Genomic DNA, 19,394 nt, shown 5'->3' with positions numbered 1-19,394 from the left:
CCTAGGGTCGTGAAATGAAAGCGATTGCATGGATTCTGTCTTCGCTAGAGTTACCCGTCAAGAAGGGAGCGTGAGGTGGGCCGCGCGACGATCTACTCCATCGCCGCCGTGTGCGGGGTGTCGGCGGCGACCGTGTCCCGCGCGTTCAACCGGCCGGAGCTGGTCAGCCCCGTCGTGCGTGAGCGGGTGCTGCGGGCCGCCCGCGAGCTCGACTATCAGCCCAGCTCGGCGGCGCGCGGGCTGGTCACGGGGCGGGCCGGGATGGTCGGGCTCCTCGTGCCCGACATCACCAACCCGTTCTTCCCTCTGCTGGTACGGGCCGTGCAGCGCACCGCCGACCGGGTCGGCAGCGCGCTCATGCTCATCGACGCCGAGGAGAGCGCGGCCACCGAGGTACGCCTGGTGAACCAGCTCCGCGGCAAGGTCGACGGGGTGATCGCCGCCTCCCCGCGCTCGCCCGCGGCCGCCCTGCGCGAGGCGGCGGGCGACCTGCCGATCGTGCTGGTGAACCGGACGTTGCGCGAGATGTCCTCGGTGGTGTGCGACAACACGGCCGCGCTGTTCGACGCCGGTGAGCACCTGTACGGGCTGGGGCATCGCTCGTTCGCGCTGCTCGCGGGGCCGAGCGCGTCATGGGCGGCGGGGCGGCGCTCGCAGGCGGTACGCCGGTGGGCGCGCGGGCGGGGCGTGGACCTGGTGGAGCTCGGGCCGTTCCGCGCCACGTACAAGGGCGGGCGGCAGGCCGGTGAGGCGCTGATCGGCACCTCCGCCACGGCCGCGTTCGCCTTCGACGACCTGATGGCGTGCGGGGTGCTCGCCGAGCTGGCGGGGCGTGGCGTGTCGGTGCCCGGCGACCGCAGCGTGGTGGGCTGTGACGACGTCCTGCTGGCCCAGACGGTCACCCCCCGCCTGACCACGGTCTCGGCTCCCATGGACGACCTGGGCCAGACCGCCATGGAGGTCCTGACCAGGCACATCGAGGCCCCCGACGCGCCCCCGGAGTCGCGCCGCCTGCCGGGCGTCTTCACCCCCCGCGACTCCACCGGTCCCACTCCGTAGGCAGGACACCGGCCGCGCCGCAGGGGCTCCGGCGATGACCGGCAGAGGGCGTGGCATGGCGAGGGCATGACCGCCGGGCCGCGGTCAGGGTGAAGAGGTCGCGGGGGTTGACCGCGAACGAGAGGTCGGCCTAGATTCCGTGCAATCGCTTTCATGCCCCGGCCGGAGGAGTCGAGCCCGTGACCGGACCCGCCGCGCTCATGCGCGCCTACTTCGAGACGATCACCGACCTGCTGGCCCGCATCGAGGCCGAGGAGGCCGGCAACATCCAGGCCGCCGCCACGCTGGTCGCCGACCACGCCGCGCGGGATCGGCTGATCTTCGTGTACGGGCCAGGCGGCCATTCGAACCTCGCGGCGCAGGAGGTGTTCTTCAGGGCGGGCGGCCTGGTCAACGTCTCGGCCGTCCTGGACGAGGGCACCCTGCTGTCCGGCGGCGCGCTGCGCTCGATGGCCATGGAACGCACCCCCGGCTACGGCAGGCTCGTGGTCGAGGACAACCGGATCGGCGCCGACGACCTGCTCATCCTGGTCAACGCCTACGGGATCAACGCGGCGCTCATCGACGCGGCCCTGACGGCCGGTGAGCGGGGCGCCACGGTCATCGGGGTGTCGTCGCGGATCCACGCCGACTCCACCGCACCGGACCACCCGGCCCGCCACCCGTCAGGCAAGAACCTGCACGACCTCGTGGACGTGCACGTGGACACGAAGGTGCCGGTCGGCGACGCCGTACTGGAGATCGACGGGATCACCGAGCGGATCGGCGCGATCTCCACGTTCGCCAACGCCTACGCGCTCAACTGCCTGATGGCCGCGGCGATCGCGCTGCTGGCGGAGCGGGGCGCGAAGCCCGACATCTGGCGCAGCGGCAACGCCCCCGGCGGTGACGAGGCGAACGCCGTGTTCCTGCACCGCTTCCGCGGGCGCGTGCGCTGGTTGTGATCCTCAACCCCCCAAGGAGCCTCCATGGGCGTGCTCGACTGGTTGGTCATCTGCGGATACTTCCTCGTCATGCTGGCGATCGGATGGTGGGCCAAGTCCCGCGTCCACGACGCCAGGGACTTCTTCACCGCAGGCGGCCGGATGCCGTGGTGGTTGTCCGGCATCTCGCACCACATGTCCGGCTACAGCGCAGCGGTGTTCGTCGGCAACGCCGCCATCGCCTACACGGCCGGTTTCACCCTCTACGTCTGGTGGGCGCTGGGCATCACGATCGCGATGCTGATCGGGTCGGCGTTGTTCGCGCCCCGCTGGCCGAGGCTGCGGCGGCGGCTGGGCATCATCTCGCCGCTGGAGTACCTGTCCACGCGCTACAACGTGCCCACGCAGCAGGTGCTGGCGTGGAGCGGCACCGCGCTGAAGGTCTTCGACGTGGGCGCCAAGTGGGCGGCGACGGCGCTGCTGCTGCAGGTGTTCGCCGGGGTGCCGATCGCGTGGGGTGTGCTGCTGACCGGCGGCGTGACGCTGATCTACTCGACGATCGGCGGGCTGTGGGCGGACGCGCTGACCGACCTGGGGCAGTTCGTCATCCAGCTCGTCGCCGGGATCACGTTGTTCGTGGCGGTGCTGGCGAAGCTGGGCGGCGTACCGGCGATCTGGACGCTGTGGGACCGGCTGCCGGAGGGGCACGGGCAGCCGTTCAACGGCTCGTACACGATGGCGTTCGTCATGGTCTACCTGCTGATCAACACGCTGTCCTACAACGGCGGCACCTGGAACCTGGCCCAGCGTTTCATCGCCGCGCCCGACGGGGCCTCGGCGCGCCGGGCGGCGCTGCTGTCGGCCGGGCTGTACCTGGTCTGGCCGCTGGTGCTGTTCTTCCCGATGTGGGCGGCGCCGGTGCTGCTGCCGGGGCTGGCGCAGCCGGACCAGTCGTACGCACTGCTCACCCAGTCCTTGCTGCCCAGCGGCCTGATCGGGCTGGTGCTGGCCGGGATGTTCGCGCACACGATGGCCATGACCTCCTCCGACGCCAACGCGATCTCGTCCGTGGTGATCCGCGACATCGTCCCCGCGGTCTGGAAGCGCGCCGGTCACCTGTCCTCGGCCAAGGAACTGCTGGCGGGGCGGGTCGCGACGTTCCTGTTCATCGCGTTGTCGATGGGCATCGCGCTGACCGCCGACAGCTTCGGCGGGGTGCTCGGGCTGATCATCCTGTGGTTCGGGGCGCTGGTCGGGCCGATCGCGATCCCGATGCTGCTGGGCATGCTGCCGGCCTTCCGGCGTTGCGGGCCGTTCGCGGCGATCGCCTCGTGGGCCACGGGCTTGGTCGTGTTCGCGCTGGTCAAGTATGTCGTGGTGGTTCCGCGGTGGGTGGAGGTCGGCGGGCCGGTGCTGTGCTCGCTGGCGGTGTTCGTGCTCGTCGGCCTCCTGCTGCCGTGGCGCGGCCAGAAGGCCGACGAGCTCGTGGACTCGCTGGGCGACGAGGCGGAGGTCAGCGCCCGCGCGTGATCAGGGCGCGGTGCCCGCCCCTCGACGGAGCGGGCACCCGTGCCTCAATCCTTACGCCGGTAGTCGGCCGCGACGCCGATCAGGCTGATGAGCCCGGTGGCGAACTCCAGCGCCTCCTGATGCCCCTCCTCGAAGGGCGGCTGGAAGCCGACTCCCTGCCACGTCTTCGTGACCGGGTCCCAGATGTCGCTGCCGACCTCGAAGTCCCAGCCGTAGACGCCGTAGTCGTACCAGAGCTCGTCGGCGGAGTTGCCCGCCGCCGAGTACAGCACGTCGGTGACCGGGCCCGTCTGCTGCGGCCAGGTCACGGTGCCGCGCGAGGAGGCGATGGCCTCCTCGATCGTCCGCGCCGACTTGAGGAAGTAGGCCTCCTCGCCGGCGCTCGGCCGGGGCAGCGGGACTCGGCCGTCGAGCTTGTAGGCGCCGGGCGGCCACATGAAGTAGCCGCCGTAGCTGTGGACGTTGAGCGCGAACTTGATGTTGCGGAAGGTCTTGGCCAGCCAGATCACGTTGCGGCTCTCGGCCTCGGAGTGCTCGGCGGGGCCCGCGAAATTGCCGCTCTGGCAGTTCGTGGAGGCGCCGAAGTAGCCGTCGAACAGCGAGCCGGAGGCGTAGTTGCGGTTGATGTCCACGCCCCACGTGTTGCGCAGGGCCGGGTCGGCCTGCTGCGCGGGACAGTGGTTGACCATGTTCTTCCGCTGCAGGTTGAAGTCGTAGAAGCTGTAGTTGGCGCCGTCCGGGTTGACCGTCGGCACGATGAAGATGTCCGTGCGGCTCAGCAGCCTGCGGGTGGCCGGGTCGCGATGGTAGTTGCGCAGCAGCCGCTCGGCCGCCTCGATCGTGACCAGCGGGGTCACCCATTCACGGGCGTGCTCCTGGGCGTAGGCGAGCACGCCGGTGCGTGAGCCGTCCCGCCGCTCGCCGACGCGCAGCGCCAGCACCGTCGCGGGCTTGCGCGAGACGCTCGCCGGCGCCTTCAGGAAGTCGGTCAGCTGGGTGAGCGCCGCGGCCGCCACCACGCCCGTCCCCGGGTCGTTGCGGTACGGCGCCGCCTTGACCAGCGTTCCGGCGCCCGCGTTGATCGCGGCGACGACCTGGGCCGCGGTACTGGCGAGCGCGCCGGTGGGCCCGGTGGCGAGGCTCACCGAGATGATCTTGCCGTTGACGGTCACCCGCAGCGGGCGGTCGGGCGCGCCCGGGTCCACCAGCTCCACGGCCAGGTCGTTGCCGCCTTCGGAGCCGTAGGCCAGCGAGGTGACCACCACGGTCCCGAACTGCCCCTGGGCGTGGCGGCGGTAGCCGTTCGTCCTGTTGGGCAGGGCGATGATGTCGGTCAGGCGGGGATATCGCCGGTGCAGCGCCCGTACGCGCTCGTTGAGCTGGTCGGGCGGCATGTACTGGGTGACGAAGTCCTTCTGGTATCCGGGCACGTTACGGTCGGGCCGTTCGCCGTCGGGCCATTCCTTGACCCGGGCCTGCGCGGTGCCGCCGCCGGCCGAGGTGACGGTGACCCACTGCGGGCGGCTCGCGACCGGGGACGGCGTCGCGAACTGGTGCCCGAGATAGGCGCCCGCGTCCACGTACGCGACCATCGGCACCTGGCCGCCGCTGCCTCGGGAGCCGCGCCAGGCGGCGGTCAGCACGGCGGGCCCGCCCGCGCTGCTGGTCGCCTCGACCGACAGGAAGTAGCCGTCGCGGGTCTTCCAGAAGACGGCGCGCTCGATCACGATCTGGTCGGCGACGGCGGCGCCCTTGGCCTGGGGCGGGGCGGGAGCGGGGGCGGCCGGGTCGGCCTTGGCGACGCCGAGCGGCCGGAGTTCGGCCAGTTGGCTCGGGGTGAGGACGGCGTCGGCACGGATGCTGCCGTCCGGTTGCGGGCGTACCCGCTCGGTGAGGTCGGTGCCCTGGGCGACCAGGCGTTCGAGGGTCGCGCGGTCGGGGACCGAGAGGGTCATGAGGGAGGCGGGTTCCGGTTCCGCCGGGGGCGCCGCCGTCACGGCGGCGGGCACGGCAGGGGTCGCGGACAGAACGGCTAACAGGGTTAAGGCGAGGACACTTGCTGACACACGTAAGCCACGCACGGCTCCTCCTAGATCAGCCTAGGAGATCATTGAAAGCCGCGGCGGCACGCCCGGCAAGGCTCGCGTGCTTGTATGGACGCCATGGAAAACGGTTTCCCGGGCGCGGTCGGCCTTTCCCACCTGCGCCCTTACGACTGTGGCGGCTCCCCTCATCTCCACACCGCATCCACCGAGGGCTACGTGGTGCTGAAGGGCGAGGGCACGCTCGCCACCCTCAGCGCCCAGGGGTACGGCGAGCACCCGCTGGAGCCGGGCACGGTGGTGTGGTTCACGCCGGGCACCGTCCACCGGGTGCTCGGTGAGCTGGAGATCCTCGTCGTCATGGAGAACGCCGGGCTGCCCGAGGCCGGTGACGCCGTCATGATCTTCCCCGAGGAGATCCTGGCCTCCCGGGAGGCCTACGCGCGGGCCGCGGCGCTGCCCCCGGACCCGGATCGCAGGGATCTGGCGGTCCGGGGTTTCGAGGTCTGGCGCGAGCGGGTCCGGGCCGAAGGCCCGCAGGCGCTGGCCGAGCTGCACGCCCTCGCCGTACACCTGGTGGCGCCGAAGGTGGCGCGCTGGCGTGAGCTGTGGGAGTCGCGCATCCTGGCGCAGACGCGGCAGACCGCCGTGCGGCTCGACCACCTCGGCCGCGGCGAGAGCACGCTGCTCGCCGCGGCCGGGGTGTCGGCCGCCGTGCCGGAGCCGCGCCTGGGCATGTGCGGCCACCTGCGCGCCTACTGAGCGGTCAGACCTTGGTGATCCGCACCGCGTCCGCGATCACGTAGCCGGTGGTGGAGGTCCACCTGCTGACGCCGACGACGTTCGCGGTGCCCGCGGGCAGCGTGAAGGTGCCGAGGCCGCGCCACGTCCCGCCGCCCGTCCGCTGGTCGACCCTGATGGTCTGCCCCGCGACGAGGTACGGCGTGGCGCTGTTGTAGCCCGGATCCGCCGGATACCAGACCTCGACCCGGTAGCTGCCCGCCGCCGGGATCGCCGCGCTGAACCACGCCGGGTCGCTGGCCGCCACCGGCGGGGCGTACCGGTAGTCGGCGCCGTGACGCTGCGCGGAGAAGGTTGAGGTGCCCCAGTTCGCCCCGGCGGTGAATCCGGCGCCCGCGTTGTCGACGATGACGCTGAACGTGCCGCCGTCGCCCCCGGTCACCACCCGGCCCGCGCTCTGGCCGCTCTCCTGGTGGGTCCGGTTGAGCGCGCTCACGTAATAGGTGTACGTGCTGCCGGCCGCGGCGGTGGCGTCGGTGAACGTGGTGGCGCGGGTGGTAATCAGCAGGTTGCGCGCGTCGGCGAAGAAGCACGGGTCGGCGGCGGGCGAGCCGTTCACCCGGTAGACGGCGTAGGCGGTGCCGCCGCCCTGCCAGGCGAGCGCCACGCCGCCGCCGCCGCGGGTGGCCGAGGTGATCGACGGTGCGCCCGGCGCCGCCGCCGAACCGTGCTCGGGCAGGAGGGCGGGCTTGGTGTAGTGGGCGGCGGTCATCGTGGAGACGCTGTTGATCCGGTTGGCCTTGACGTCCTTGGCGCTGAAGAAGACGTCGCCGCGTACCTCGGGATGCTGGCGGTTGTAGGTGAGGTGGTCCGACAGTTCGGCGGTGCGTTGCCAGGCGGGGTCGACGCCGGCGCGGTAGGCGGCCTGGCCCACGTAGAGCTGCACGTCCGTGCCCCTGACGACGCCGGCCCACCAGGCGGTCAGCACCTTGTAGTCGGCGACGTTGTAGCCGATGTGCCAGTAGAGCTGGGGGGTGATGTAGTCGAGCCAGCCTTCCTTCACCCACCGCCGCGAGTCCGCATATATCGCGTCATAGGACTGCAGGCCGGAGGTGTTGGAGCCCAGCGGGTCCGCGCCCGCGTTCCGCCAGATGCCGAACGGGCTGACGCCGAACCGCACGTGCGCCTTGGCCGCGTGGATGCGCCGGCCCAGCTCCTTGATCAGCAGGTTGACGTTGTCGCGCCGCCAGTCGTTGATGTTGGTGAAGCCGTTGGGGTACTGCGCGAACGTGGCCGAGTCGGGGATCGCCTGCCCGCTGACCGGATACGGATAGAAGTAGTCGTCCAGGTGCACGCCGTCCACGTCGTACTTGGTGACCGCGTCCATCATCGCGTCCTGGATGAAGGACCGCACGGCGGGAATGCCGGGGTTGTAGTAGAGCTTGCCGCCGTACGCGAAGCGCCAGCCGGGGTTCTTCCTGGCCGGATGGGTGGAGATGAGGCGGTTAGGGTCGGCGTGGTTGGCGACCCGGTACGGGTTGAACCAGGCGTGGAACTCCAGGTTCCTGGCATGCGCCTCGGCCACCATGAAGGCCATGGGGTCGTAGCCGGGGTTGCCCCCTTGCGTCCCGGTCAGCCAGTTCGACCACGGCTCGAACGGCGACGGCCAGAACGCGTCCGCCGTCGGCCTGACCTGCACCACGACGGCGTTCATCCGCTTCTGCACCGCCAGGTCCAGCCATGAGCGGAACTCGGCCTGCTGCGCCGCCACACTCAGCCCGGTGGCGCTGGGCCAGTCGATGTTGGCGACGCTGGCCACCCACATCGCGCGGAACTGCCGCTTGGGCGTGGCCGGATCCACGGCGCACGCCACGGCTGCCGCCGCGGCTGGCGCCGGGTTGAGGAGGGACGTGAGAAGGAGGGCAAGGACGGCTAAGACACCACGACCTGTCGTCACGAAAGAAAGCTTCTTCTCCCTATCAGTCCCTGTCAATAATCTCCCGCTGCGCCTGGTAAAGGTCCTGGACGCGCGGCCGTACCCCGTGATCGCCCTGGAAGGCCTCCAGGTCACCGGTGAAGTCGGGGGTGAGCTCGCTGCCGCCGCTCGCGCCCTGGATGCCGATCGACACGCTGCGCGGTGCCACGTCGGCGATCGTCAGGGCGTACGGGCTGCCGCCGATGATGCGGACGTTCCAGTGGGCGATGCGCGCGCCGAACAACGGCCCCGAGGCGCCCGAGCCCCCGACCCGGCCGTTGTTGACCAGGGTGATGTCGGTCCTGACGTTCTCGAACGGCAGGCCGCGGTGGGTGTCGAAGGTGCCCTCGGCCATGGTGCCGCGCCGCCAGACGTTGCCGGAGGACAGCCCCTCCAGGTTGAGGCCGTGGTGCACGGCGCCCGCGGGCACGGGGACGGTGAAGGCCTCGATCTCGAAGTCCTCGACCAGGTTGTCGTGCGACTGCATCCGGCAGGCGAAGCTGTGGTGCGCGGCCCGGCCGCCCACGGCCACGCGGCTGAGCGTGTTCGACTTGGCCGTGGTGAAGCCGAAGCCGAGGTCGCAGTTCTCCACCCGGACGTCGTGGGCCCAGCAGTCGTGCACCGCCTGGAAGCAGACGCCGTTGGAGCCGGGGTGCCGGTTGTGGGCGGTCATCGGGACGACGGCGTTGCGTATGGTCAGGTGCTCGACGCCGCTGTCGTGCACGGTCGGGCCCAGGGCGCGCAGCCGGGCCGGCCATTCCGGGCGCAGGTCGTAACGGATCGGCTCGGCCAGTCTGACCATGCGCGGGCCCAGGACGGCCGCCACCCTGACCGGCCACTGGAAGGACGCGTACTGCACGTACTGCCCGCCGGATCCGGTCACCAGCTGCGGCGCGCGGCGCGGCCAGTCATAGGCCCGGGTGCCCGGGATGTCGCCGGCCAGGTGCTTCAGCAGCCCCGCGTCGGGCCGGTTCTCGGTCTCCAGCAGCACCATGTCGCCCGCGCGGAGCTTGGCGGTGCCGGAGACCACGAGCGTGCGCGCGCCGCGGGTGGCCGCCGACACCTCGGCGAGCGTCTCGCCCATCAGCCAGTTCTCGGTGCCGGCGAAGTCCTCCGACTCCGACAGCGCCCGGCGCTCCGGCGAGATGAACCACACCTGGCCACCCGTCCACGACCAGCGGCTGTTGCCGTTCGACTGGCGGGCGGGCCGGTAGCCGTCGTCGAGACTCCTGGCGAAGCGCAGGATCGTCCGGTCCCGGCCCGAGCCACGCAGAACCACGTTCGACCAGTGCATGAAGACCGGGGAGTTCAGCAGGTACGTGCCCGGCGGCACCAGCACGACGCCGCCGCCCCGCTCCCCGGCCGCCCTGAGCGCGGCGTCGAAGGCCGGGGCGCAGTCGGTGCTCCCGTCGGCCTTGGCGCCGTGGTCGGTCACCTTCGTCACCACGCGCCCGTGCCTGGGCAGCCTGGATCCGAGGCGGTAGCCGGCGCGGGAGACGTCGGGGACGAGCGGGTGCGCGCCGGGCGCCTGCGCCCACTGCTCCAGGAGCGCGGCCGAGTCGTCCTTGGGCCCGCGGTCTTCCTCGGATAAGGCCGCTCGGGCCGGGGTGGCGAGTGCGGGGACCGCCGCGGCGGCCACCGCCACGCCCAGCAGGGCGCGGCGGGTCACGGTGTCGTGCATGGCGGTGCTCCTCCGGGTGGGTCAGCCGAGCGAGAGCCGGTCCAGGTCGGGTGCGGAACCGGTGTCGTTGTGGATCTTGATGGTGTTCTGCCCGGCGCCGAGGGTCACCGGGACCCGGGTGGTGTAGGGCGTGTTGTTGCCGACGCCGTCCACCTGGACCTCGACCGGCGTGCCGCCGTTGACGGTGACGAAGAACGACCGGGGACCGTTGACCGTGTAGTCGGCGAACAGCGTGTAGGTCCCGGCCGAGGGCACGCTCACGTTCTCGAACAGCACGTACGCGTCGGGTCCTCCGCCCAGATTGCGCACCTTCTGCCCGCCTGAGCACGGGCCGCAGCCGGTGATTCCGGAGCTGCCGAGCTGGTTGGCCGAGTCCTCGGCCTCGCGCATCCATACCCGGTCGGCCGGGCGGGGCCGTACCCGGACCTGCTTGGAGGTCTGGGCGGGGCGGCCGAGCACCTGGAAGGCCGCGGTGATCGGGATGTCGGCCGCGGTGACGTCCTGGCCGGGCGGCGAGGTGAGCGTCCAGGTCGCCGACAGCGTCTGGCCGAGCCGCAGCGTGGCCGCGGTCGCCGGGTCGCCCTGGACCGTCCAGCCCTGCGGGGCCGCCGGCGCCAGCCTGACCTGGTCGAGCTGGTCGTCGGCGTCCAGGCGCAGCGTGGCCGAGACCTTGATCGCCTGCTGACCCGGACCCGCCCACTGCAGCCCGCCCGGCTCGACGGTCAGCGTCGTGGTCGGGACCTGGGAGGCGGGCGGCAGGGGCGCGACCGCGATCCGGTCGATCCCGGCCGCGCTCGCCGACAGCACGATCGTGTTCGCGCCCTTCTTGAGCGGTACGGCCAGCGCCGTCGAGACCGGCACGTCCTCGGCGTCGGCCTTGACCGGGACCTCGACGGGCGCGGCCCCGTTCACCGCGACCCTCACCGAGGTGTCCGTGCCGGAGGTGTGGTCGAGCTGCAGCCGGTAGGTCCCGTCCTCGGGCGCCGTCACGTCGTCGAAGGTCAGCGTGCCGTGCCGCAGGCCGGTGACCCGGGCGTGGCCGGAGCAGGTGCGGCACAGGTCGGGCCGGGCGCCGCGGGCGCGGTCGGCGTGCTCGGCCTCCAGGGGCGCGGCGGGGCCGGCCGAGAACGGGTGCGCGTAGGCGACCTTGATCTCGTCGATCTGCACCTGGCGGTGGTAGCGCGGGGCCTGCGGGCCGCCCCAGGTGTTGAGCACCTCCAGCTTGACGTAGCGGGCGCTCTGCTCGCCGAGGTCGATGAACTGCACGCCGCGGGCGCTGGGCAGGGCGCCGGAGCGTACGGGGCCGCCCCAGGTCTTGCCGTCGGAGCTCAGGAAGACGCGGTAGTCCTTGACGCGCGCGGAGTCCTCGGGACGGCCGAAGCTCTCGCGGGCGTAGGTGGGCGACCCTTCACGCTGGTTGACCGCCAGCGAGGTGAGGGCGCGGCGGCGGCCCAGGTCGAGGGTGGTGGAGGCAGGGAGCTGGCCCTTGTTATCCCAGTAGGTCGAGAAATTTCCGTCGACGAGTTCTGGGGCGGTGGCGCGGATCTTGTCGTGGTAGAAGCGCCGGCCCGCTGTCTCGACCTTGAAGACGGTGTCGTACGGGTCCCAGTCGGTGACGCCCAGGATCGTCAGGTGTCCTGCCGACTGGTGGAAGCGCAGGCTCCTGCCGGTACGCAGGTCGCTGACGCGGGTGACCCGGTAGCCGTTGTCGCGCAGCCGTACGTGGTCGGTGCGGGGGCGGGTCACCACGTGGACGTACTGGGTGCGGGCGCCCGGCTCCACCGTGATCACCCCGTGCGCCCCGTCGTTCCAGAAGCCCGGCCGCATGCCGCCGTACATGTAGCCGCCGCCCTCGGTGCCGTAGAGGGCGGAGCGGATGGGCGGGACCCAACCGGCCATGAAGTTGTTGAACGCCTCCTGCTGGGGCGGGAACCTCCCGTTGACCATCGGGGTCTCGGCCATGAGCGACTTCATGGACGAGCCCGCGTTGGTGATGTAGCGGCCGGTGCTGAGCCGGGTGTCGACGGGGTGGTCGCCGCCGTCGTACCACCACTGGCCGGTGGTCGGCAGCTTGTAGTCGGCCTCGACCAGGCGCGGCATCGGCGTCCACACGGCCTGCGGGTAGTCGTAGGACGGGGTCATGCCGGTCTTCTGCTCGTTGCTGACCGTGTCCATGATCGGCGTGTCCTCGTTGTTGTTGCTCAGCAACCAGGACGGGCGCCGTTCCCTGATCTGCTCGTAGAGCCGGTTGCGCTCCCAGTAGGCGTTGTCGTTGTCGATCCAGAAGCCGGCCAGGTCCGCGTAGTTCTCCATGACCTCGAAGAACAGGTCGTAGGAATACATGCCGAAGCCGTCGCGCGTGGTCAGGTCCACCTGCCGGCCCTTGTAGGCGGAGTAGGCGGCCGAGTCGAGGGTCCGCACGCCCTGCTCGCTGTGCCACTGCGGGTCGTCGGTCATGTAGAGGATGATCCGCACGTCCTTGGCCTTGCCGGCCGCCACCAGCTCGCCGAGCAGGTCGCGCTCCGTGGCACAGCTTCCGGGGATCTTGGACGGCCACGGGCGGGCGTACCCGAGTCTGCTGTGGAAGGTCGCGAGCACGATGTACGAGGCGCCGAGCTTGCGCGCCTCGTCCACCCAGTAGTCGGCGGTCCAGCCACCCCCGGTGACGTCGCGCTCCCAGGCCGCGCAGTCGAGGTGGCGGGGGGCGGTGAACATGCCCCAGTGAAGGAAGAGCCCGGCGGTGGAGTCGCGCATCCACTTCTGACGCGGATGCTCGACCTCCGCCCGGGCAGGCAGGGCCCAGAGCAGGCCGGATAACAGGACCAGGATGACGGCGAGTGCGCGAGATCGCATGGCACCTCCAGACATCCGATGATTGCAAGCGGTTGCAACGCGGTCAAGCGTGCGGCCGCCTATACCGAGGCGCGGATGATCGCGGCGATCGAGCGGTCCACGTCGGCCTCGGTGGTGGTGGCGTTCGCCACCGAGATCCGCATCAGCCGCCGTCCTCGCCAGGTCGTGCCACCCACCCAGCACGTGCCGTCCGCCTGGACCGTCGCCACCACCCGTTCCGTACGCGCGTCGTCGCCGAACCCGACCAGGACCTGGTTGAGCACCACGTCGTTGACCACCTCGAACCCGGCCGCGCCCAGCCCGTCGGCGAACCGGCGAGCAAGAGCGCAGCAGCGCTCGACCAGCGCCGCGACCCCGTCGCGCCCCAGTTCCCGCAGCCCGGCCCACACCGCGAACCCGCGGGCCCGCCGCGAGGACTCCGCGGTGAGGTCCGCGCCCTCCGGCGCGCCCCCCGACCCGACCAGGTACGCGGCCGCGTAGGACATCGCCGCCCCGTGCGCCTCGGGCCGGGCGCAGAACGCGAACCCCGAGTCATAGGGAAGGTTCAGCCACTTGTGCCCGTCGCAGGCCCACGAATCCGCCAGCTCCAAGCCGTCCACCAGGTGCCGGATGGAAGGACCGGCCGCCGCCCACAGCCCGAAGGCCCCGTCCACGTGCGCCCACCCGCCGTGCCGGTGGACCAGCTCGCACGCCTCCCTGAGCCGGTCGCAGGCGCCGGTGTTCACGTTGCCCGCCTGAAGACAGACGATGAGGGGACCGGCGCGCAGCTTTTCCCGCAGTGACCCGAGGTCTATGGCGCCGTTCGCGTCGGCCGGCACCGGTTCCACCACGTCGGTCCCGAGGCCGAGCAGCCGCAGCGACCGGTCGATCGTCCCGTGCCGCTCCGCTCCGGCCAGCACCCGGATCGGCGGCGCGCCGGACAGCCCGCGCCGTTCCACGTCCCAGCCCGCCTCCGCGAGCACCTGGTGCCGCGCGGCGGCCAGGCCGACGGTGTTGGCCGCCTGACATCCCGTGACGAACCCCACCGAAGCCGACGCGGGAATCCCCAGCAGTTCCTTCAGCCAGCCCCCGGCGACGGCCTCGGCCGCGAGGGCCGCGGGCGAGGAGACGACGTTGGTCGCCATCTGGTCCCAGCCCGCGGTGAGGATGTCGGCCGCGCTCGCCGCCGGCAAGGCGCCGCCGACCACGAACCCGAAGTACCGGGGCCCCGCGCTCGCGACCAGGCCGGGCGCGGCGGCGGCGAGCAGTTCGGCCAGCACCCGCTCCGGCGGCGTGGGTCCGTCGGGCAACGCCCCGGAGAACGCCTCGACCAGCGCGTCCTGGTCGACGGGCACGCCGACGGGCCGGTCGGGCAGTGAGCGGCGGTAGCCGGCCCCATGCTCGGCGGCCAAGCGGAACAGACGGCTCAGTTCCTCCACCCGGGCACCATATCCGCTACAACGACTCCACGAACCGCGACATCCCGGCCAGCCACCGGTCGGGGTCGCCGGCCTTGCGCCGCACGTATTCGGGCACCTCGGGGTGCGGGAAGATGAAGAACCGCTCGGCCTCGACGCCCGCGACGACCGCGGCCGCGACCTCCTCCGGCTCCAGGATCGGGCCGGAGGCGCCGACCGCCCGCGCGGTGAGGTGGTCCTCCTCGACGCCGCGCCGGAGCATCCCGGTCCGCACGCCCTGCGGGCACAGCACGCTGACCTTGACGCCCTTGCCCGCGTAGTGGATGGAGACCCATTCGGCGAAGGAGATCGCCGCCGCCTTGGTGACCGCGTAGGGGGCGTCGCCGGGGCAACTGATCAGCCCGGCGGCCGAACAGGTGTTGACCAGGTAGCCGCCGCCCCGCTCGACCATGCCGGGCACCACGGCGCGAGCGGCGTACACGTGAGCCATGACGTTGACCCCGAACAACGTGCCCCACTCCGCGTCGCTCGCGTCCAGCCCGTGGCCGGCGATGACGCCGGCGTTGGAGCAGAAGAGGTCGACGGGCCCGAAGGGCGTGCTCGCCAGCGCCGCCACCTCGCTCTCGACGGACACATCCGCCTGTACGGCTACCGCCCGCTCGCCGATCTCCTTGGCCACGGCGGCGGCGCCGTCACCGTCCAGGTCGGCGACGACGACCCCGGCGGCACCCTCCGCGGCGAAGCGCGAGGCCATCGCCCGCCCGATCCCGCCCGCCGCTCCGGTGACCACGGCGACCTTGCCCCTGATGTGCATACACCACGCTCCTGTACCGACCAGCCGGTATCCAGAACCTAGTTCTCCTCACACCGGGGCGTCAATCGCCATCAGCTCCTCGCACACGCCCAGCAGCCGCGCGCGCAGAGGCGCCGCCCGCTCCGCGAACCCCCGCTGCAGCGCGGCGTACTCGGTCCGCCCCGCCGACGTCTCGATCGGGATCGGCCGGTGGCCCAGCGCGCTCAGGTCGTACGGGCTGGCTCGCATGTCCACCTCGCGGATCTCCCGCGCCAGCGCGAAGCAGTCGGCGATCAGCTCGCTCGGCACCAGCGGCGACAGCTTGTAGGCCCACTTGTAGAGGTCCATGTTCGCGTGCAGGCAGCCGGGCTGCTCCATCTCGGCCTGCCGTTCGCGGGTGGGCTCCAGCACGTTGAGCGGCCTGGCCGCCTCCGTGAAGAACCGGAACGCGTCGAAGTGGCTGCAACGCACCCCGCGCGCCTCCACCACCGCCGCGATCTCCTTGGGCGCCATCCTGAGGGGCTGCCTGGCGTGCCGTACCGCATCGGTGCGATAGACCATCGCCCACTCGTGCATCCCGAAACACCCGAACTGCCCGGTACGGCCGGCGGTCGCCCCCAGCAGCCGCGCCGTCCACTCGACCATGGCCAGCCGCTTGTCCAGCAGGCCCTTCGTGTCCAGCCGCTGCCCGCCCTCGACGTCCACGTACTCGGCCCCGAGCCCTTCGGCCCCCAGCAGCACGACCCCGGCGCCCGGGTGCCAGCGGCGCAGCTTCGCCGGGCGGAAGCTGTAGTAGCTGAACAGGAAGTCCTCGACCGGATGCGTCTCGCGCTCCTGCCGCCTGCGCAGATGCGGCCCGACCCAGGCGTCGACCCGGCGCTCGTGCGCCTCGGCCCGCCGCCGCCACTCCCGCTCCTCCAGCGTCTCCACCGCATCATGGTAGGCGTGCGGTTCTCTGTCGGTGCCATGGCCTAATGTTCGAGACGTGGAAGCGTCCGTCGAGCAGCTGGTCTTCGTGCGTGACGACGCCTACACCGTCGCCCGCATGAGCGGCGACGGCCGGCCCGGGTTCGTGGCCGCCGGGCGGGCGCTGGGCGGGGTGCAGCCCGGCGAAACGGTCAGGCTTCTGGGCGCCTGGGAGGACCATCCGCGCCACGGCCGCCGCTTCGCGGTCACCGGCTGCGAGCGGATCACCCCGTCGACGATCCGCGCGATCCAGCTCTACCTCGGATCCGGCCTGATCAGAGGCATCGGGCCGAGGCTGGCGCAGGCCATCGTCGGGCACTTCGGCGAGCAGAGCCTCACCGTCATCGACGCCGAGCCCGGCCGCCTGCGCGAGGTCATCAACATCGGCCCCGTCCGCCAGGCCCAGATCGTCGAGGCCTGGCGGGAGCAGAAAGCGGTCGCCGAGCTGATGGTCGTGCTCCAGGGCTTCGGGGTCAGCCCGCTGCTCGCGGCCAAGATCTACCAGGTGTTCGGCGCCGAGTCGGGCGAGGTGCTGGCCAAGGACCCCTACCAGTTGATCGACCGGGTCAGGGGCATCGCGTTCGCCACCGCCGACCGGATCGCGTTGCGCTCCGGCGTACCGGAGAGCAGTCCCCAGCGGATCCAGGCGGCGCTGCTCGACCGGCTCGACGCCGCGGCCAGCGGCGGCGGCCACTGCTTCCTGTCCCCCACCGCGCTCGTCACCCAGACCATCGACCTCATCGAGCAGGACGAGGACCTCATCAGGCAGGGCCTCGACGCGCTGACCGCCGAGCGCCGCGTCGTGCGCGAGGCCGACGCCGTCTACCCCAAGGAGCTCCACAGCCGCGAGCTCAGGCTCACCACCGAACTCGCCCGGCTGGCCCGCGCCCGCTCCACGCTGACCCTGCGCTCCTACCAGGAGGACGAAAGCCTCGACGACGACCAGCGCGCCGCCGTCACCATGGCCCTGACCAGCACCCTGTCGATCCTCACGGGCGGGCCGGGCTGCGGGAAGAGCCACACGGTCAAGGCCCTGGCGGCGACCGTACGCGCGATGGGCGGCGCCGTCACGCTCTGCGCCCCCACCGGCAAGGCGGCCAAACGCCTGTCGGAGCTGGCCGGGCTGCCCGCGATGACCATCCACCGCGTGCTCGCCCACGAACCCGACCCCGACGCGCTGTTCGACGAGACTCCCGTGCGGGCCGACCTCGTCGTGGTCGACGAGGTCTCCATGCTCGACCTGGGCCTGGCCACCAGACTGGCCGCGGCGCTGCCGTCCGGCACGCACCTGCTGCTCGTGGGCGACAGCGACCAGTTGCCCAGCGTGGGTCCCGGCAGCGTACTCGCCGACCTGCTCGCCGTGGAAAGCATTCCCCGGGTACGCCTGACCCGCGTCTTCCGCCAGGCCGAGGGCAGCGCCATCATCAAGGCCGCCCACCGCATCCGGGCCGGAGACCTGCCCGCGCTGCCGGGCGGCGGCGGCTTCTGGTTCGAGGAACTCGACGACCCGGAGGCGATCGCCGACCGGGTGGTCCACCTGGCCACGGTGGCGATCCCCCGCAAACAACAGATCACCCCCGCCCAGGTGCAGGTGCTCTCCCCCATGCGCAAAGGCACCACCGGCACCGCCGAACTGGGCCGCCGCCTCCAGGAGGTCCGCAACCCCGCCGCCGCCGACAAGCCGGAACACTGGTCCGGCGCCACCCTCTTCCGCGTGGGCGACCGGGTCATGCCCATCCGCAACAACTACGACAAAGGCGTCTTCAACGGCGAGACCGGCACCCTGACCCGCCTCGTCCCCGAGGAACGCCAGGCCGACGTCCAGATCGACGACGGCGACCTCGTCACCTACACCTTCGACGAACTCGACGACCTCACCCACGCCTACGCGATCAGCGTGCACCGGGCACAGGGCAGCGAGTACCCGTTCGTGGTCGCCCCGATGGTGGCCGAGTCGGGCGGCATCATGCTACGGCGGCGGCTGCTGTACACGCTGGTGACCCGGGCACGTTCCTGGGTGGTCCTGGTGGGCCAGCGCAACGCCCTCGACCTCGCCGTCCACCGCCTGGGCCACCGCCGCAACACCACCCTGACGGCCCGGCTGGAGGCTGCGGGCCTCTGAAAGGCATGGTGCTCCGCTTCGCTTCGCACGTTTCCTGGGTCAAAGGGCCTCCCTTCGGTCGGGCGTTCTTTCTTTAGGTCCCACCCGTTGCCCAGCCAAGTGGTCAGGCAGTTGGAGCCCGCCCTGGTCAATGGACCTCGCTCCGCTCGGACGCCCTCACGTGCGCCTCCGGCGCGGCTTGCGCGTACAGCAAGGCGGTGCCCACCGAAACAGTCGCCCACGAGGTAACCGCGTTGCTCCAGCCACCCGAAACCCAGATCACCGGCCTTGCCAGAGAACGACCTCCAGACGGTAGGCGGCACCAGCTTCTATCGCCCCGAAGACGTCCAGGACACACCTCTGGTAATCCCGGAGCCAGGGCCGGCGGCGCACGGCGGAGGCTTCGCGGGCTGCGAGCCGAGGCCCGAAGGCCAGGCCGGGGGCCGGAGTCGCAGGCCTAGGAAGTCCCGGGAGGGAGCCGGGCCGGGAAGCCCGGGTGGAAAGCCCAAGGGCAGGAGGTCGGGTGGGGTTAAGGGGGTAGGGGTGGGGCTTTGCGGGCTGAGCCTCGGTAGGTGTCGGCGTCGTATCGCTTCTCGCTCTGGTCCAGTTTGGCGTGAGCGTCGGCGATCAGGTCCACGCCGAGCACGTCCGCCAACCGCACCAAATACCCGGTGACGTCCCCAAGCTCAGCCCGCACCCGCCCCATGGCCGCCTCATCCAGCGGTTCGCCGGGAGCCAGCCACTGGAACTCGGCCACCAGTTCCCCCACCTCCCCTGCCAGCGCCATCACCAGGTTCTTCGGGGTGTGGAACTGCTCCCAGTCCCGGGCCTCCACGAACGTGCGGAACCGGGCGGCCAGTTCCTCGATCTCGGTGCTCACGAGTCGTCCCGCGCCAGGTAGTCGGGCCGATGGTCCCGCCATTCAGGCAGGTCAAGGGCATCAAGCGCGGCGACGATCTTGCGTTCTTCGAAGGTGAAGTGTGACTCCAGGATGGCGGTCAGGCCGTCCAGCTCGGACAGGGCGGCCTCGGGGTCGCTGCCGTCCAGGGATTCGATGCGTTCGAGGAGGTGCGCCACCAGCTGGTGGTCCTCCTCCAGTTGCGCGATGACGGGCCGCAACTCCGGGTGGCTTTCGGCGAGCGCGGGGAAGGCCACGCCGTCCTCGCCGGTGTGGTGCCGGGTCACCGCCGTACAGAACGCCAGGCAGTGGGCGCGCAGGTCGGCCGGGCGTCCGCCGGACTCCAGGTCCTCGCGCAACCGTGCGAGCTCACTCCTCAGCCAGTCGTGCACCTCGATGAGCTGGGTTCCGAACGCGGCGATCTGGTTCACGGGC

General features: G+C 71.6%; 14 protein-coding genes. 5 read left to right on the top strand and 9 right to left on the bottom strand.

The window, feature by feature from the left end; translation table 11 throughout:
• Positions 1 to 75: 75 nt before the first annotated feature.
• The 3 genes from ACIBHY_RS11470 (at position 76) to ACIBHY_RS11460 (ending at position 3,512) form a co-directional block, all read left to right on the top strand.
• Positions 76 to 1,059 carry a LacI family DNA-binding transcriptional regulator gene (locus ACIBHY_RS11470; RefSeq protein ID WP_397252400.1) on the top strand — a complete coding sequence of 328 codons (984 nt, stop codon included), beginning with the start codon at positions 76 to 78 and terminating at the stop codon, positions 1,057 to 1,059.
• A gap of 179 nt (positions 1,060 to 1,238) precedes the next feature.
• On the top strand, positions 1,239 to 2,003 hold the full coding sequence (locus tag ACIBHY_RS11465; protein WP_397252399.1) for a sugar isomerase domain-containing protein: 765 nt from the start codon (positions 1,239 to 1,241) through the stop codon (positions 2,001 to 2,003).
• Positions 2,004 to 2,027: 24 nt separating this feature from the next.
• The gene (locus ACIBHY_RS11460; RefSeq protein WP_397306638.1) at positions 2,028 to 3,512 is read left to right on the top strand and encodes a sodium:solute symporter family protein; all 1,485 of its coding nucleotides are present in this window, start codon (positions 2,028 to 2,030) and stop codon (positions 3,510 to 3,512) included.
• Positions 3,513 to 3,556: 44 nt separating this feature from the next.
• Here the strand turns inward: ACIBHY_RS11460 and ACIBHY_RS11455 are convergent, their stop codons facing one another.
• Positions 3,557 to 5,467: a M14 family metallopeptidase gene (locus tag ACIBHY_RS11455; protein ID WP_397252397.1), complete on the bottom strand. Its 1,911-nt coding sequence runs from the start codon at positions 5,465 to 5,467 to the stop codon at positions 3,557 to 3,559.
• A gap of 207 nt (positions 5,468 to 5,674) precedes the next feature.
• On the opposite strand from ACIBHY_RS11455, the gene ACIBHY_RS11450 reads away from it, so the two are divergent.
• Positions 5,675 to 6,316 carry a cupin domain-containing protein gene (locus tag ACIBHY_RS11450; protein WP_397252396.1) on the top strand — a complete coding sequence of 214 codons (642 nt, stop codon included), beginning with the start codon at positions 5,675 to 5,677 and terminating at the stop codon, positions 6,314 to 6,316.
• 4 nt (positions 6,317 to 6,320) lie between these two features.
• Here the strand turns inward: ACIBHY_RS11450 and ACIBHY_RS11445 are convergent, their stop codons facing one another.
• The 6 genes from ACIBHY_RS11445 to ACIBHY_RS11420 all read right to left on the bottom strand — a co-directional run bounded on the left by ACIBHY_RS11445 (position 6,321) and on the right by ACIBHY_RS11420 (position 15,924).
• Positions 6,321 to 8,156 (bottom strand): family 10 glycosylhydrolase, encoded by a 1,836-nt coding sequence (locus ACIBHY_RS11445; RefSeq protein WP_397306637.1) that lies wholly within the window; start codon positions 8,154 to 8,156, stop codon positions 6,321 to 6,323.
• Positions 8,157 to 8,274: 118 nt separating this feature from the next.
• Positions 8,275 to 9,951, bottom strand: coding sequence for a glycosyl hydrolase family 28-related protein (locus tag ACIBHY_RS11440; protein ID WP_397306636.1), 1,677 nt, complete (start codon positions 9,949 to 9,951; stop codon positions 8,275 to 8,277).
• Between the two features lie 21 nt (positions 9,952 to 9,972).
• Entirely contained in the window at positions 9,973 to 12,804 is a 2,832-nt protein-coding gene (locus ACIBHY_RS11435; RefSeq protein ID WP_397306635.1) for an alpha-L-fucosidase, read from the bottom strand.
• A gap of 59 nt (positions 12,805 to 12,863) precedes the next feature.
• Positions 12,864 to 14,222: a pyridoxal phosphate-dependent decarboxylase family protein gene (locus ACIBHY_RS11430; RefSeq protein ID WP_397306634.1), complete on the bottom strand. Its 1,359-nt coding sequence runs from the start codon at positions 14,220 to 14,222 to the stop codon at positions 12,864 to 12,866.
• A 16-nt stretch (positions 14,223 to 14,238) separates the two neighbouring features.
• Complete coding sequence (locus ACIBHY_RS11425; protein WP_397252391.1) at positions 14,239 to 15,015, bottom strand: SDR family oxidoreductase; 777 nt, start codon at positions 15,013 to 15,015, stop codon at positions 14,239 to 14,241.
• A gap of 48 nt (positions 15,016 to 15,063) precedes the next feature.
• Positions 15,064 to 15,924, bottom strand: coding sequence for a 3-methyladenine DNA glycosylase (locus tag ACIBHY_RS11420; RefSeq protein WP_397252390.1), 861 nt, complete (start codon positions 15,922 to 15,924; stop codon positions 15,064 to 15,066).
• Between the two features lie 55 nt (positions 15,925 to 15,979).
• Here ACIBHY_RS11420 and ACIBHY_RS11415 point away from each other — a divergent pair, with 55 nt between their 5' ends.
• Positions 15,980 to 18,082, top strand: a complete 2,103-nt coding sequence (locus ACIBHY_RS11415) for an ATP-dependent RecD-like DNA helicase (protein WP_397252389.1) — start codon at positions 15,980 to 15,982, stop codon at positions 18,080 to 18,082.
• Positions 18,083 to 18,590: 508 nt separating this feature from the next.
• Here ACIBHY_RS11415 and ACIBHY_RS11410 read toward each other — a convergent pair.
• Both ACIBHY_RS11410 and ACIBHY_RS11405 read right to left on the bottom strand, forming a co-directional pair.
• Positions 18,591 to 18,941: a nucleotide pyrophosphohydrolase gene (locus ACIBHY_RS11410; RefSeq protein WP_397252388.1), complete on the bottom strand. Its 351-nt coding sequence runs from the start codon at positions 18,939 to 18,941 to the stop codon at positions 18,591 to 18,593.
• The gene (locus ACIBHY_RS11405; protein ID WP_397306633.1) at positions 18,938 to 19,390 is read right to left on the bottom strand and encodes a hemerythrin domain-containing protein; all 453 of its coding nucleotides are present in this window, start codon (positions 19,388 to 19,390) and stop codon (positions 18,938 to 18,940) included. Before ACIBHY_RS11405 ends, ACIBHY_RS11410 begins: the two co-directional genes overlap by 4 nt.
• Positions 19,391 to 19,394: the final 4 nt, after the last annotated feature.

The organism is Nonomuraea sp. NPDC050547, from assembly GCF_044457345.1.
Classification (GTDB): domain Bacteria; phylum Actinomycetota; class Actinomycetes; order Streptosporangiales; family Streptosporangiaceae; genus Nonomuraea.
This window is presented reverse-complemented; position numbering and strand designations above follow the sequence as displayed.

Excerpts from the sequence above, each read along its gene's own strand:
- ACIBHY_RS11450 (WP_397252396.1), top strand. The coding sequence starts at position 5,675 with ATGGAAAACGGTTTCCCGGGCGCGGTCGGCCTTTCCCACCTGCGCCCT.
- ACIBHY_RS11440 (WP_397306636.1), bottom strand. The coding sequence starts at position 9,951 with ATGCACGACACCGTGACCCGCCGCGCCCTGCTGGGCGTGGCGGTGGCC.
- ACIBHY_RS11425 (WP_397252391.1), bottom strand. The coding sequence starts at position 15,015 with ATGCACATCAGGGGCAAGGTCGCCGTGGTCACCGGAGCGGCGGGCGGG.
- ACIBHY_RS11435 (WP_397306635.1), bottom strand. The coding sequence starts at position 12,804 with ATGCGATCTCGCGCACTCGCCGTCATCCTGGTCCTGTTATCCGGCCTG.
- ACIBHY_RS11455 (WP_397252397.1), bottom strand. The coding sequence starts at position 5,467 with ATGACCCTCTCGGTCCCCGACCGCGCGACCCTCGAACGCCTGGTCGCC.
- ACIBHY_RS11460 (WP_397306638.1), top strand. The coding sequence starts at position 2,028 with ATGGGCGTGCTCGACTGGTTGGTCATCTGCGGATACTTCCTCGTCATG.